11 protein-coding genes and 1 tRNA gene are annotated in these 13,307 nt (G+C 68.7%); 7 read left to right on the top strand and 5 right to left on the bottom strand.

Annotated features, from left to right (window positions below):
- Positions 1-20: 20 nt before the first annotated feature.
- A complete protein-coding gene (locus ACOKR1_RS10605; protein WP_422933054.1) occupies positions 21-476 on the bottom strand; it encodes a hypothetical protein in 456 nt (151 codons plus the stop codon).
- A 382-nt stretch (positions 477-858) separates the two neighbouring features.
- Here ACOKR1_RS10605 and ACOKR1_RS10610 point away from each other — a divergent pair, with 382 nt between their 5' ends.
- Both ACOKR1_RS10610 and mobF read left to right on the top strand, forming a co-directional pair.
- Positions 859-2,238, top strand: a complete 1,380-nt coding sequence (locus ACOKR1_RS10610) for an FAD-binding oxidoreductase (protein WP_422933055.1) — start codon at positions 859-861, stop codon at positions 2,236-2,238.
- A gap of 740 nt (positions 2,239-2,978) precedes the next feature.
- Positions 2,979-6,284 carry a MobF family relaxase gene (gene mobF, locus ACOKR1_RS10615; protein ID WP_422933056.1) on the top strand — a complete coding sequence of 1,102 codons (3,306 nt, stop codon included), beginning with the start codon at positions 2,979-2,981 and terminating at the stop codon, positions 6,282-6,284.
- A gap of 2 nt (positions 6,285-6,286) precedes the next feature.
- Here mobF and ACOKR1_RS10620 read toward each other — a convergent pair whose 3' ends face one another.
- Both ACOKR1_RS10620 and ACOKR1_RS10625 read right to left on the bottom strand, forming a co-directional pair.
- Positions 6,287-7,594: a Fic family protein gene (locus ACOKR1_RS10620; RefSeq protein WP_422933057.1), complete on the bottom strand. Its 1,308-nt coding sequence runs from the start codon at positions 7,592-7,594 to the stop codon at positions 6,287-6,289.
- 81 nt (positions 7,595-7,675) lie between these two features.
- Complete coding sequence (locus ACOKR1_RS10625; protein WP_422933058.1) at positions 7,676-7,885, bottom strand: helix-turn-helix domain-containing protein; 210 nt, start codon at positions 7,883-7,885, stop codon at positions 7,676-7,678.
- A gap of 92 nt (positions 7,886-7,977) precedes the next feature.
- Between ACOKR1_RS10625 and ACOKR1_RS10630 the strand changes: the two genes are divergently transcribed.
- Both ACOKR1_RS10630 and ACOKR1_RS10635 read left to right on the top strand, forming a co-directional pair.
- A complete protein-coding gene (locus ACOKR1_RS10630) occupies positions 7,978-8,562 on the top strand; it encodes a helix-turn-helix domain-containing protein (RefSeq protein WP_422933059.1) in 585 nt (194 codons plus the stop codon).
- A gap of 30 nt (positions 8,563-8,592) precedes the next feature.
- The gene (locus ACOKR1_RS10635) at positions 8,593-9,858 is read left to right on the top strand and encodes a tyrosine-type recombinase/integrase (protein ID WP_422933060.1); all 1,266 of its coding nucleotides are present in this window, start codon (positions 8,593-8,595) and stop codon (positions 9,856-9,858) included.
- Between the two features lie 78 nt (positions 9,859-9,936).
- Here the strand turns inward: ACOKR1_RS10635 and ACOKR1_RS10640 are convergent.
- Positions 9,937-10,020 (bottom strand) — tRNA-Leu (locus ACOKR1_RS10640).
- 161 nt (positions 10,021-10,181) lie between these two features.
- Between ACOKR1_RS10640 and ACOKR1_RS10645 the strand changes: the two genes are divergently transcribed.
- Both ACOKR1_RS10645 and ACOKR1_RS10650 read left to right on the top strand, forming a co-directional pair.
- Positions 10,182-11,504: a M20/M25/M40 family metallo-hydrolase gene (locus ACOKR1_RS10645; protein WP_422933061.1), complete on the top strand. Its 1,323-nt coding sequence runs from the start codon at positions 10,182-10,184 to the stop codon at positions 11,502-11,504.
- Between the two features lie 94 nt (positions 11,505-11,598).
- Entirely contained in the window at positions 11,599-12,783 is a 1,185-nt protein-coding gene (locus ACOKR1_RS10650; RefSeq protein WP_422933062.1) for an acyl-CoA dehydrogenase family protein, read from the top strand.
- Here the strand turns inward: ACOKR1_RS10650 and ACOKR1_RS10655 are convergent.
- Positions 12,780-13,004 carry a DUF5703 family protein gene (locus ACOKR1_RS10655; RefSeq protein WP_422933063.1) on the bottom strand — a complete coding sequence of 75 codons (225 nt, stop codon included), beginning with the start codon at positions 13,002-13,004 and terminating at the stop codon, positions 12,780-12,782. The two genes, ACOKR1_RS10650 and ACOKR1_RS10655, sit on opposite strands and share 4 nt — an antisense overlap.
- 80 nt (positions 13,005-13,084) lie before the next feature.
- On the opposite strand from ACOKR1_RS10655, the gene ACOKR1_RS10660 reads away from it, so the two are divergent.
- Positions 13,085-13,306, top strand: coding sequence for a hypothetical protein (locus ACOKR1_RS10660; RefSeq protein WP_422933064.1), 222 nt, complete (start codon positions 13,085-13,087; stop codon positions 13,304-13,306).
- The last annotated feature ends 1 nt before the right edge of the window (position 13,307 follow it).

The following is a 13,307-nucleotide window of genomic DNA, read 5'->3' on the forward strand; positions in this document are numbered from 1 at the left end:
CCTTCCTCCATCCCCGGCGTTCAGGCCTTGGCCGTCTTGAGCATCCGGAGGGCGACCAGGGCCAGGAGCAGGCCGTAAATCATGTGCCCCATAAGGGACAGCATGACCGTGACGCTGAAGCCGAACACTGGCATGCCCAGCATCAATGGCATGACCAGCAGCGGCCCGATGACCCACAGGATGACCCCGTAGACGATCCCGGCGAGGCTGCCCCGGCCCCAGGAGTGCAGGAAGCGGGAGAAGAACAGGGTCAGGACCAGGCCGTAGACGATCGAGATCATCAGGTGGATCCCGGCTCCGACCCATGGCGAGTTCGAGCCGACCATCACGGCGATCGTAGTGAACATGCCCATCATGACCATGAGGACGCCGAAGACAATCCCTCCGGCCAAGCCGCCGAGCACGCCGGCGACCGCGCGTCGGGCCCAGGGCGAAGAGACTGTTCCCGCGTGCGAGGCGGGCGTTGAAGCTGACATGGTGGCTGCCTTTCCGCTGGTGGAGGTTCCGACAACCTCGAAGCTACGGATCCCGTGCGAGGTGTTCTGTGAACCAGTGCACAGAACCAAAGGAGGCTTGCCAACAGGGGCTCACCGGGAACGGCCGGCCCGCCGCAGGCGTAGGAGGAGGCGGGCGACGGCCCGCGGCACCGAGGCGTCCCGGTCGCCAGATGCGCTTGGATGGCGGCCGCCCAGAGGGCATCGCTGTGGGTTGGGTAGGCGTGGACCGCGCCGTCTGGGTCCGAGGCCTCAGCCCAGCGTGGACGGCGAGGGAGAGCTCGCCGAGGGTCTCTCCGGCCCGCGGTCCAACTCGAAAGGGCCACATCTTGCCAGGCCCGGCGTTTCCTTTGATCATGCCGTCATGAGCCATGACGTACCGAGCTTTCAGGGTGAATTGATGCGGCCCGGGGACGAGGGGTATCCCGCGTCGCGTCGGATCTGGAACGGAGCGATCGATCGGCACCCGGCCCTGGTAGCACGCTGCCTCGACGAACAGGATGCGTCCGCCGCGCTGAAATACGCACTGAGCCGGAAGCTTCCGCTCTCGGTGCGCGGAGGCGGCCACAACGTCTCCGGCTCCGCGCTGGCCGAGGGCGGCGTCGTCATCGACTTCTCCGCCCTGAGAGGCGTTATTGTCGACCCGGACAGCATGAGCGTCCGCGTCCAACCCGGGGCATTGTGGGGCGAGGTGGACGACGCGACCCAGAAGCACGGCCTGGCCGTGCCCGGAGGAATCGTCACCCACACGGGCGTGGCCGGCCTGACCTTGGGCGGCGGCTTCGGCTGGCTGAGCCGACGGTGGGGGCTGACTTCGGACAATCTGCTCTCCGTCAGAATGCTCTTGGCCGACGGCAGCCGAGTCCAGGCATCTGAGCAGGAAAACCCCGATCTCTTCTGGGCGGTCCGGGGCGGGGGCGGCAACTTCGGCATCGTGACCGAATTCCGCTTCCAGACCCACCGCCTCGGCACCCACGTCCTGGCAGGACCCATCCTGTTCCGCGCAGACCAGGCACGGGAGGTCCTCGCCTTCTACCGCGAATTCATCGCCGGCGCCCCGGACGAGCTCTCCGTCTACCTGACCCTCCGGACGGCTCCCCCGCTGGACTGGGTGCCGGAGCACCTGCGGGGTACCGAGGTGCTGCTGGTGATCCCGTTCTTCGTAGGAGACCCCAGGGAGGGCGAGGATCTGCTGCGGCCGCTGCGCGGATTCGGTCCGCCTGCCGCCGACCTGGTCCGCCACAAACCGTACATGGAGCACCAGGCCATGTTCGACGCCGGAGTCCCCCATCACTGGGGCTACTACTGGAAATCGCACTACCTTCCTCCCCTCACCCACGACGCCGTCGAAGTCCTGCTGGAGCGTTCGTGGGCCAAGGGCTCTCCGGCCTCCTACACGCTGCTGTTCCACTTGGGCGGCGCCATCGCCTCACGCCCCGAGGACAGCTCCGCGGCCAGCGGACGCGACGCGGCGCACGCCATGAACATCAACGCCGCCTGGCCCGCCGGAGGCCCGTCCCACCCTGACATCGGTTGGTGCAGGCAGTACTTCGCGGCGATGGAGCCCCACGCCACAGGCGGGGTCTACGTGAACTTCCTCCACAACGACGAGGGCGAAGCCCGCATCCGCGCAGCCTACGGCAGCCGCTACGACCGCCTCTCCCAAATCAAGGCCATGTACGACCCGGACAACGTCTTCCAATCTAACCAGAACATCAAGCCCTCACCCGCCGAGCAGACGTAAGTCCACGTTCTCGGTCCGCACCGCATTCGGCGCACACGTCACTGTTCAGGACTCATGGGCTGGGTTGGCGAATCGGCCTAGAAGCAGGCGCCGCAGCGTCGGCATGGCCAACTTTGTCGGGGGAATCAATCTGCTCTTTACTGGCCTGATCTGACCCGTGTCGCTCCCACAGGACAGAGGGACTCCCGCGGTTTGCATTCCGGTAGGACGACCGACTTCAGAGCGTGTCCCAGCGGTTCGCCGGCTCACGGATCGAGCTCCGTCGACCCGGGCATCCCGCGTCCGGTGAGGGATCCCGCAGCCTCAGCGGGCACAAGTGGGGCCGACTTCGGTCATCGTGCAGTCGATTTCGAAGAGGCCACCTGCGCAGCGGATCCGCCCGCTCCACTTCGGAGCAGACGCTGTCGACGATGACCGGATCGAGTTCGAGAACGTCGACGGCAGGCGTGCGGCGGGTTCTCTCACAACCATGTTGCATGGACGCCTGCATCGTCCTCCGCCGTTGAGGGCGAGGCTGGAGACTTTCCATCGGTATGGGTTCCTATTGCCGTCTCGTTCGACCGCGCTGCAGCCTCGCCGCAGGTGTTTGATCTCGCAGTCGCGCATCTCGGAGAGAGGAGAGGGAATGCGACGACGACGCACGCACAACAGTCTCCTGGCCGTCCGCAGGATCAGTTCCTCAGGAATGGACGTATACTACCTTGGTAGATACCGAAATATCTCTACAAGAAACGTGGTGCATGATGAAGGGCGGTGTGGTCCTGTTCCGGGGCTGCGGTGCGGATGCGCGCCGTTACCTGGAGTCGGACCGCTCGCGCGCTGACGAGTACTACCTGGAGGGCGGCACCGCGCTGGCCGAATTCACCGCCGTCGACACCCAGGGCCAGGTGATCGGGGAACTCGGCCTCACTGCCGTCGAGTACGCGCAATGGGTGGACTGGACCAACCCGCTCACAGGAGAGTCGATGGGCAAGCCGCGCCTGCCCGGCGAGGGCCGGCGTGGTTCGCCCAGGTTCGCGGAGATGGTCGTGAACGTCCCCAAGTCGCTGTCGATCGCGGCCGCCCTGCACCCCGAGGTCTCAGAGGCGCTGGATGCGGCACAGCGCGACGCTGCGCGGGAGGTCCGCTCCTGGCTCGGCCAGCATTCTGTCACCCGGGTCGGGTCGCGTGGGAAGCAGGAGGTCGTGCCGATCGAACAGCTCGAAACCGTCGCCGTGTCGCACAAGACTTCCCGCGCGGGTGATCCGCACTGGCACATCCACTTCCAGATCGGCACCCGGGTCTGGGCCGCTGGTGCCTGGCGCGGCCTGGACACGGGGGCGTTGTTCCGGCAGCAGGGCGCAATCCGAGAGCTGGGCACCGCGGTCCTGGCCGCGCACCCGCAGCTTGCGGCCGTGCTCGACGCACGCGGGCTGACCCTCGATCCCGCCTCAGGCGAGGTGGCTGAATTGGTGCCGTGGAACGGGCTCATGTCGAAGCGGAGCGAGCAGGTGGCGCGCAACCTCGCCGTCTTCGAGGCAGAGTGGGATGCGGCGCACCCCGGCCAAGGGCCGGGCCCGGTGGTGTCGGCCAGGCTCCGAGCGAAGGCGTGGGATCACGAGCGGCCGAACAAGAAGCCCAGCGCGCTCGGCTCCGAGGCTGGGTGGCTGCGCGAGTTGCTGGAGGCCGGCTACACACCGAACCTCCCGCGCGCCGCTGTCCGCCAGGCGCGCACAATGGACGAGATGCGCGTGCAACAGGTCGCCTCGCGCGCACTCGACCGTTGCGCAGCCGTCGCGTCCGCATGGACGGTGCATGACATCCAGGAGCACGTGGCGAGCGTCGTTACCGAGGCCGGGGTGCGCGCCACCCCGGAGGCGCTGCGCGGCTTCATCGCCATCACAACCCGCCTGGCAGCCGATGACTGCCTCTCGGTGCTGCCACCGGAAGCGGTGCATCCGGAGCATGTCGCGCACCTGACGACGCCGCGCGTCGTCGATGTCGAGACGCAACTCCGCGAAAGGCTGGCTGCGCGCGCAACCCAGCTCACGAGTAGCGCGACCCGGCGCGTGCCCGAGCCGGGGCTGGACACCGACCAGGCGCGGGCGGCAGCTGCGGTCGCATCGACTCGGGCCCTGGTGGTAGTCGAGGGAGCCGCCGGCGCGGGGAAGACCACGATGCTCGGCGCGGCGATCCACGCTGCTGAGTACGAGGGCCGCAGTGTGCGGGTCGTGACGCCGACGAAGAAGGCCGCCGACGTTGCCGCGGTCGAGCTCGGCGTGCCTACCGACTCAGTGGCCGCCCTCGTTTACGCGCACGGGTTCCGGTGGAACGCCGATGGAAGGTGGTCGCGGCTCGCGCCTGGCAACACCGACCCCCAGACGGGCGCAACCTATCGCGGTCCCGCCGTCGAGGCTCGCCTGGTCCGAGGTGAGCGGATCGTGGTCGATGAGGCCGGGATGCTCGACCAGGACGCCGCCCTCGCACTCCTCACAGTCGCGGACGAGCACAGCGCCACGCTCGCCCTCGTGGGTGACCGCGCGCAGCTCCCCGCGGTCGGCAGGGGCGGCGTACTCGACATGGCCGCCGCTCTCGTGCCACGCGTGTACGACATGACGAGTCCGCATCGCTTCGCGGACCCCGAGTACGCGCAGCTCACCGTCGACATGCGCTCCGCCCGCAATCCGGTGGCGCTGTTCGACCGGCTCTACGCACTCGGACTCGTGCAGCTCCATGAGGACGCCGACGCCATGCGCCGGGCCATCGCCCGCGAGCGCATCGAGGGAGCGGCGATCACCACCGCCACCAACGACGACGCCCGAGCGCTGAACACCCGCATCCGAGACGACCGGGTGCGCGCCGGTACGGTCGACGACGCCCTCACCGTCGAGGGCAGCGACGGACTGAGCATCGGTCGAGGCGACCTCATCCAGACGCGCCGGAACGACGCCGCGGCGGGCGTGGCCAACCGGCAGACCTGGATCGTCCGGCAGGTCGCGGACGACGGGAGCCTGTGGGTGCGCGACGCGGCGACAGAGAGGAAGGGTCGGCGGACGGTTCGCCTGCCCGCGGAGTACGTCGCGGAGCATACACACCTCGCCTACGCGGCAACAGCCTACGGCGTCCAGGGCACTTCTGCGCCCGAGTCACACACGGTCCTCTCGGATGGGCTCGACGCCGCTGGGGTCTATGTCGGCCTCACACGCGGGAGGGAGGTGAACCGGCTGCACGTCGTGGCCGCGGACCTCGGGGACGCACGGGAGCAGTTCGCAGCCGCGCTCGAGCGGGATCGGGCCGACCGAGGACTGGCCGAAGCCACGCAGAGGGCGTGGGCCGCGGCCTCCGGGCTCGCCACGGACGGGCCGGTGCGGGTCGTCAACACTGAGCGCGCCCGGCTCGCCGACCAGATCAAGCACGCCGATCAGCAGGCGGCCAAGTGGGAACGCGCCGCCGCCGCGTCCGCCCGGCAGGCGCGCAAGCAGCAGGACGACGCCGAGGAGCAACAGGCGGTAGTCGCACCCGCAACAGGAACCGCCGAGGAGCAACAGGCGGTAGTCGCACCCGCAACAGGAACCGCCGAGGAGCTGCGCGCGGAAGTCGACGCTAGCCGACACTGGGGGAGCGTTCCGCAGACGGCGGACGGCGTTGAGTCATGGGCGGCCTCGGTCGCCCATCGAGAGGCCGACCCGCGCGCGGTTGACGCCCGCGCGGGAGCAACTGAGGCGCACGAGGATCAGCAGATGCCCGGGGCGCGGCACGTCCAGGAGCGCGCGAACCTCCGACGCCGGGTGTTCGACCATCGGTCACCCGGCAACGCCCTGGCGCAGGTGGAGCGGTGGCACGAGCGCGCTGAGGCCGCACGGCGCGACCTCGCCTTCATCGAGGCCCTGCCGGTCACGGAGGCGGCGCAGCTCATCAGTGCCCGCGCGGATCGGGAGCAGGCCCGGCGCGAGGCGGCCGAGCGCGTTGCCGCCGAGCGTCGGGCGCGCGCCGCCAAGCCGCACGACTTCACCCGACGACCGGGTGACCGCGGACCGATGCGGTCCGACCGCGGACTGGGCATCTAGCCCTACAGGCCCGGCGCATCCTGGCGTGAAGGGCGCGGCGGCCTCCCGGCGCCGAACTGGCTCCGGTCGGGCCGCGCGGGTCCGAGCCTCGGCCTGCGGTCCTTCGTGTCGCCTCCGCCGACGCGGTTGCTGCGCTCAGTGAGAGCGACGAGGGCGAGGTGTCTGTCGGCCGTCCAGCAGAGGAGCCGGCCGCGCTCCCTCGCGCGACCCAGGATGCCCGCCTCGGCAAGCTCCGTGAGCGCGCGATGCGAGGCGGCCGGCGAGACGCCCAGGCGGGTGCTGACGGACTCGGCGGTGAGCACGGGGTCGGAGGCGAGGGTGTCGAGGATGCGGAGGACTACCGCGTCGCGGCGCGGGACCGCCGGGCTCAGGCCGCGGTCGCGCCGGAACAGCACCAGCTCATCGCGGACATCGGCGTCCAGCGCCGCGATGTCCTGGGCAAGCCTGACGGCGTTGCCCGCGGCACGCTCGGCGGCCTGCGCGAACCCGATCACCCACTCGTCCACCTTCGGCGGGTCGGCACGGTAGTCGGTGAGCCCGGCGATGTAGGAGTCGGTGTCGCCGGCGAACACCGTGCTGATCGGGATGAGCGCGTTCCGCAGCGCATCCGCCCGCCGCAGGACGGTGTGTATGAGGGTGCGCCCGGTGCGCCCGTTGCCGTCGATGAACGGGTGGATCGTCTCGAACTGCGCATGCACGATCGCCGCGCGCACCACCGGGTTCCCCGAAGTGCCGGTGGCGAAGCGGGCAAGGTCGGCGACCAGGCGCGGCACCTCGGACTCCGGAGGTGGCACGAACGCAGCCCGCAGTGGAGACCAGCCGGGCCCGCCCACCCAGTTCTGCTCCTGCCGCAGACCCCGCTCCAGGCGCGGTTCGATCACGTGCTGAAGATCTACGATGTCCGAGGTCGTGATTGCCCGTTCCCGGTCCGCGAGGCCGGCGATCGCGGCCTCGGTCGCCCGCACGTTCGCCACCACGTCGAGCGCCTGCCGCGGGCCCTGATGCAGCAGCTCGGCGATCGCCAGGCGTTTCGGGGAGACGCGGTTGCCCTCGATCCAGGATGACGAGATGGACTCCGACCGGATCAGCAGATGGTTCAGGAAGCTACCCCGAGGCCCGATCCGCTCGTCGGCACGGGCCAACACCGCCAGGGCGTCCTCGGCCGCGCCCTGAGCCTCGGCTCCGAGCGCCGGAAGGCCGTCGCCGAGCTCGTCGGGCACATACGCGAGATAGCGGCCCGGCACACGATCCTTCCGGCCCAGGCCGCCCGCATCCTCGGGATCCCACTGGCGCTCGACATACTCACCCATCGCGCCTCCGATCCACGTGCCGAACTTCTACTTTAGATCACCTAAACGAGAAATAGAAGGGCCGGCCATCACGGCTACGGGTCAGTCGGCATCAGGGTCGAACAAGCGCAGGAACCTCTCCCGTGGGATCACGACGCGCCGTCCTAGCCGGACCGAGGGGATGCTGCCGCTCTCGATCGCGATCGTCACCGTCCGCGGGTCGACGCCGAGGGCGGCCGCGGCCTCGGCGCGCGTGATGACGACGCGCCGCGACTCACGGAGTTCCTCGATGGTCACCGTACTCGTCCGCATCTCGCACCTGCCGATCCTGCTGCCGCGTGGGGGTCAAGTAAACATAAAGGAACGGGCTTGCTGTGTCAAGTACCATCGTGTATGTTTCTTATATGGATGCACGCCAGCGGGGAAACCCGCCAGGGAACACGAACGCGCACGTCGCCGCGAACCTCCGCCGGGCCCGGCAGGGCATCGGCGTCGACCTGCGCGAACTCTCGGCCCGTATCAAGGCGGCCGGCCGCACGATCTCGCCCACGGCCCTGAGCCGCATCGAGAACGGCGAGCGGCGCGTGGACGTGGACGACCTCACAACCCTCGCCTACGCATTGGAGACCACGCCGGCCGGCCTGCTCTCGCCGCCGAGCGACGGACCCGCGCCGAGCGGGGTGACGGGACGGTTCATCCCCGAAGAGGTGCAGAGCTGGATCGACGGCAAGGTCAAGCTCACCACGGCCGATCTGATCCGCTACTGGAACGGTGAGGCGCACCTCTGCCAGGGCTACATCTTCCGATTCAAGGGCCTGATCCGCGCGCAGGAGGAAGCGACGCCGACCAGCGGCCGATGGGTGACCGCGACGGAGGCCTACCGGGAGAGCCTCGCAACGCAGCGCGCGCGCCTGGCGCTCATCAGCGCACGGCTGCTCGAACTCGACCCGACCAGCGCGCCGGTCGTGGAGACCCCCGACGGATTATAGCGGCCACCAGCAGACCGGGAAGGAGGCCCCGTGCCAGCCAGGATGAAGCCGCCCGCCGGCGACGACGCGGCCAAGAAACCCCAGCGGCGCTCCCGCTCCCGGCAGCCTGGCTCGATACAGGAGTACCAGACCGGGCAGGGCAAGCGGTGGCGGTTCCAGATCTACGTCTTGAACGATCCTGAGTTCCCCGAGCAGGGGATGCGCCGCCTCACCCGGTCCGGATTCAAAAACACCGCCGAAGCGAATGACGCGCTGCAAGAGGCGCTCAAGCAGCGTACGCAGAGCGAGAAGTTCTCCGGCAAGGTTCCCGCCCTCTGCGTGTACGCGGACGAATGGGCCGACGGGCTCAAGCTCGCGGATTCCACCATCAAGGGCTATAAGAAGATCATCCGCAACCACATCACGCCGCAGCTCGGCGCGATCCGGCTCGACAAGCTCACCGCGACACGGATCGCCCGCCACTACCGCGACCTCGAGAAGCACGGCCGCGCCGACAAGCTCGGCAAGGGCCAGCCGCTCTCAGCCAACAGCGTCCACAAGGTCCACGTAGTGCTCGGCGCGATCCTCGACGCCGCGATCGAGGACGGGCACCTGACCGTCAACCCGACGAAGAAGCGGCGCATCGTCAAAGCGCCCAAGTCGAGCGAGGTGCGAGCGCAGAAACCCGAGATCGTCACCTGGACCGGCGAACAGCTCCACACCTTCCTCACATGGAACCGTGACGAACTGCAAGACGAGCTGTTCCCGCTCTGGCGGCTCATCGCCTACACCGGCATGAGACGCAGCGAAGCCCTCGCGCTCCGATGGAACGACATCAACACGAAGACGATGCGGATCAGCATCCGACGAGCCGTCAACACCGAGGACTGGTCCGAGACGAAGACGACCAAGACCGGCAATGCCCGCGTCATCGACATCGACGACGAAACGCTCAAGGTGCTCGCCTCGCACAAGGTCGCCCGGGCCGAACTCGCCTTCGAACTGGCGAAAGCCGACGCCTACGTCTTCGGAGACGACGACGGCAAACTGCGGTCACCCGACGCGATGACAAGCCGCTGGGCGCGCCGTCTCGACTGGGCCACCGCGAAGTATGACACCCTCACCCGAGTCACCATCAAGGGGCTCCGTCACACCCACGCGACCCTGCTGCTCGAACTGGGCGAGCATCCCAAAGTGGTTCAGGAACGCCTCGGGCACTCCACCATCACGACCACGATGAACATCTACAGCCACGTCACCCCGACCATGCAGAAGGCCGCGGCAGACCGATTCGCCCAGTACCTTGACAGGGCTTAGCACTTTTTCTAGCACTTCACGCGAAAATGGCCCCCAACCTGAGAACGTAATCCCAGGTCAGGAGCCATTTCCCCTTCGTGCGCGGAGGGGGACTTGAACCCCCACGCCCTAATCGGGCACTAGCACCTCAAGCTAGCGCGTCTGCCATTCCGCCACCCGCGCAGGTGGGCTCCGGAAGCGTTCGCATGGTGCGTTTTCCTCCCGGGCAGCGAATAAAACTCTACACGATCCGGGCCTCATGAAGAAATCAGCATGCGGGCCGTCCGGGCGCCTGGCCGGAGACTAGGCTGGGCCTCACTGACCGTCGCAGCCGAGGAGCATCCATGACCGATCGTTCAACCGAAAGCCCTCTTCGCGCCGAGGATGAGGTGGTCCAGATCTGTCAGGACCTCATCCGGTTCGACACGAGCAACTTCGGTGACGGGTCGGGTCCGGGCGAGCGCGCGGCGGCGGAATACACGGCAGGGCTCCTCGAGGAGGTTGGCCTGTCTGCGGAGATCTTCGAGTCGGCGCCCGGGCGGGCGTCCGTCGTCGCCCGCGTGGAGGGAACCGACCCCGCGGCGAGCGCCCTCGTCATCCATGGCCACCTCGACGTCGTCCCGGCCCAGAAGGACGACTGGAGCGTCGACCCGTTCGCCGCCGAGCTCAAGGACGGTCTCATCTGGGGGCGCGGCGCCGTCGACATGAAGGACATGGACGCCATGGTCCTCTCGGTGGTCCGTGAGCTGCAGCGGAGCGGCGCGCGGCCCAAGCGCGATCTCGTCATCGCCATGTTCGCCGACGAGGAGGCCGGCGGCGCGTACGGCGCGCGCTGGGCGGTCGATCATCGCCCCGAGCTGTTCGACGGCGCGAAGGAGGCCATCAGCGAGGTCGGCGGCTTCTCGGCGGAGATCGGCGGTCGCCGCACCTACATGCTTCAGACCGCCGAGAAGGGGCTCTCGTGGCTCAAACTCACCGCCTCAGGGCGCGCCGGTCACGGCTCCCAGACGAACCCGGACAACGCCGTGACGCGCTTGGCCCGGGCCGTGAGCCGCATCGGTGAGCACGAGTGGCCGATCGAGCTCACCGACACGACGAAGAGATTCCTCGACGGGGTCACCGAGCTCACCGGCGTGGAGTTCGACCGCGACAACCCGGAGATCCTGCTCAAGGAGCTCGGAACGTTCGCGCGCTTCGTCGGGGCGACGCTCCAGAACACGTCCAACCCGACAATCCTCCGGGCCGGCTACAAGGAGAACGTCATCCCGGGCAGTGCCGAGGCGCGGATCGACGTCCGGACGCTCCCGGGCCAGGACGAGCTCGTGCTCGAGAAGATCAAGGAACTCGCGGGGGAGGGCGTCGACTTCGCGTACGTGCATCATGATGTCGCGCTCGAGACGCCGTTCGAGGGCGCCCTCGTAGAGTCCATGGTTGGCGCGCTTCAGGCCGAGGATCCGGGCGCGCACGTACTGCCGTACACGCTGTCCGGTGGGACGGACAACAAGTCGCTCAGCCTGCTCGGCATCACCGGGTACGGTTTCGCGCCCCTGCGCCTGCCCGCCGAGCTCGACTTCGCGGGCATGTTCCACGGGGTCGACGAGCGTGTCCCGGCCGATTCGCTCCAGTTCGGCGCGCGCGTGCTGCGCCGGCTGCTCACGACCTACTGAACCGCCCGCCTGAGCCCACGCCAGCGAGGGCCCCGGCCTGAGCCTGCGAGGGTTGGGAGCCAGCGGGGAGAACCCCGCAACGAGAGGAGGGGCCGTGAGCCTCGACCCGACGAGCGTTCTGCCCGACGAGCTGATCGAGCGCATCCGCTCCCGTGCGCCGGGCTACGACGAGCGCAACGAGTTCTTCCGTGAGGACTTCGACGAACTCGTCGAGGCCGGCTATCTCAAGGCGTTCGTCTCGGAGAGCGCGGGTGGGCTGGGAGCCAGCCTGGCCGACGTCGTCCGTCTCCAGCGCCGACTCGCGGCCGCCGCCCCTGCCACGGCGCTCGGCGTCAACATGCATCTCGTGTGGACGGGCGTCGCGCGGGTGTTCGAGGCGCGCGGCGACGCAAGCCTCGACTTCGTTCTCGAGGAGGCCGGCGCGGGCGAGGTCTTCTCGTTCGGGATCTCCGAGGCCGGGAACGATTCGGTCTTGTTCGACTCGATGACCGTCGCGGAGCCTCAGGCGGAGGGCGGGGTCCGCTTCACCGGCACCAAAGTGTTCACGAGCCTCGCGCCGGTGTGGACGCGCATGGGCACGTTCGGGAAGGATGCGACGGGTCCGGAGCCACGGCTCGTCTACGCCTTCATCCGCCGCGACGAGCCGGGCTGGCGCCACCTCGACGACTGGGACACGCTCGGGATGCGCGCGAGCCAATCCTGCACGACAATCCTCGACGGCGCCTACGCGCCGGAGAGCCGGATTGCCCGGCGGCTTCCGGTGGGCCCGAATCCGGACCTGCTCGTCTTCGGCATCTTCGCGGTCTTCGAGACGCTGCTCGCGGCCGTTTACACGGGAATCGCGGAACGCGCACTCGCCCTCGGCGTCGAGGCGGCGCACCGGCGGAAGTCGCTGAAGAATGGCGGCCAGCCCTACGCGCAGGACCCAGACATCCGCTGGCAGCTTGCGGAGGCGGCGATGGCGCTCGACGGCGTCCTCCCTCACCTCGAACGGGTCGCGGACGATCTCGACGGACTCGTGGACCGCGGCCCAGCCTGGTTCCCTGCGCTCAGTGGGCTCAAGCACCGTGCGACCGAGACCGCACGCGCGGTCGTGGACATCGCGATGCGGGTGGGCGGAGGAGGGGGATACTTCCGCTCGAACGAGCTCCAGCGGCTCTACCGCGACGTCCTCGCCGGGCTTTACCACCCGTCTGATCCTGAGTCCGCGCACGCGACCGTCGCGAACGCACTCCTCGGGCCGATCGAGGAACCGGCATCCGGGGCCGTGGACGGCTAGGCCGTCCGTTCGACCGCGATGACCCTGCGGCGGAGCCAATACCGGCGGCCGCCGCCCATGTAGAGGCGGCTCCGCTCGAGCTCCCACTTGCCATACTCCGAGTGCTCCCGCACACGCTGGCGAGCCTCCGCGATCGACTCCCCGGGCTTCACGGAGAGGACGAGGTATTCGTACTTCCCGTTGGCGGCGCCGCTGCCCGGGCCGAGGATCCGTTCCTTCATGGCCCTCGCTTCCTCATGAGTGTGCTGATGCGCCATTCGGCGATCTAGGCAGTCCCTTCGAATCAGATTACCGTGGGCCCATGAGCATCGACCCTCGCGTGGCACTCGGTTCGCTGACAGCGGCGCTCGAGGAGCACCTCGTGGCCGCATCGTCCAGACGCGGCGACGATGATCCCTCCGTCGAGGCTGCTTATTTCGCGGTCGCGGACGCGTTCGAGGCGTACTCCGACGCTCTGTACGACGCCTACGGCGAGGATCTGCCGATCGATCTCCTGGAGGACGGCGACGAGGAGGAGAGCTAGC

Source organism: Sinomonas sp. P47F7 (genome assembly GCF_049332655.1).
Classification (GTDB): Bacteria; Actinomycetota; Actinomycetes; order Actinomycetales; family Micrococcaceae; genus Sinomonas.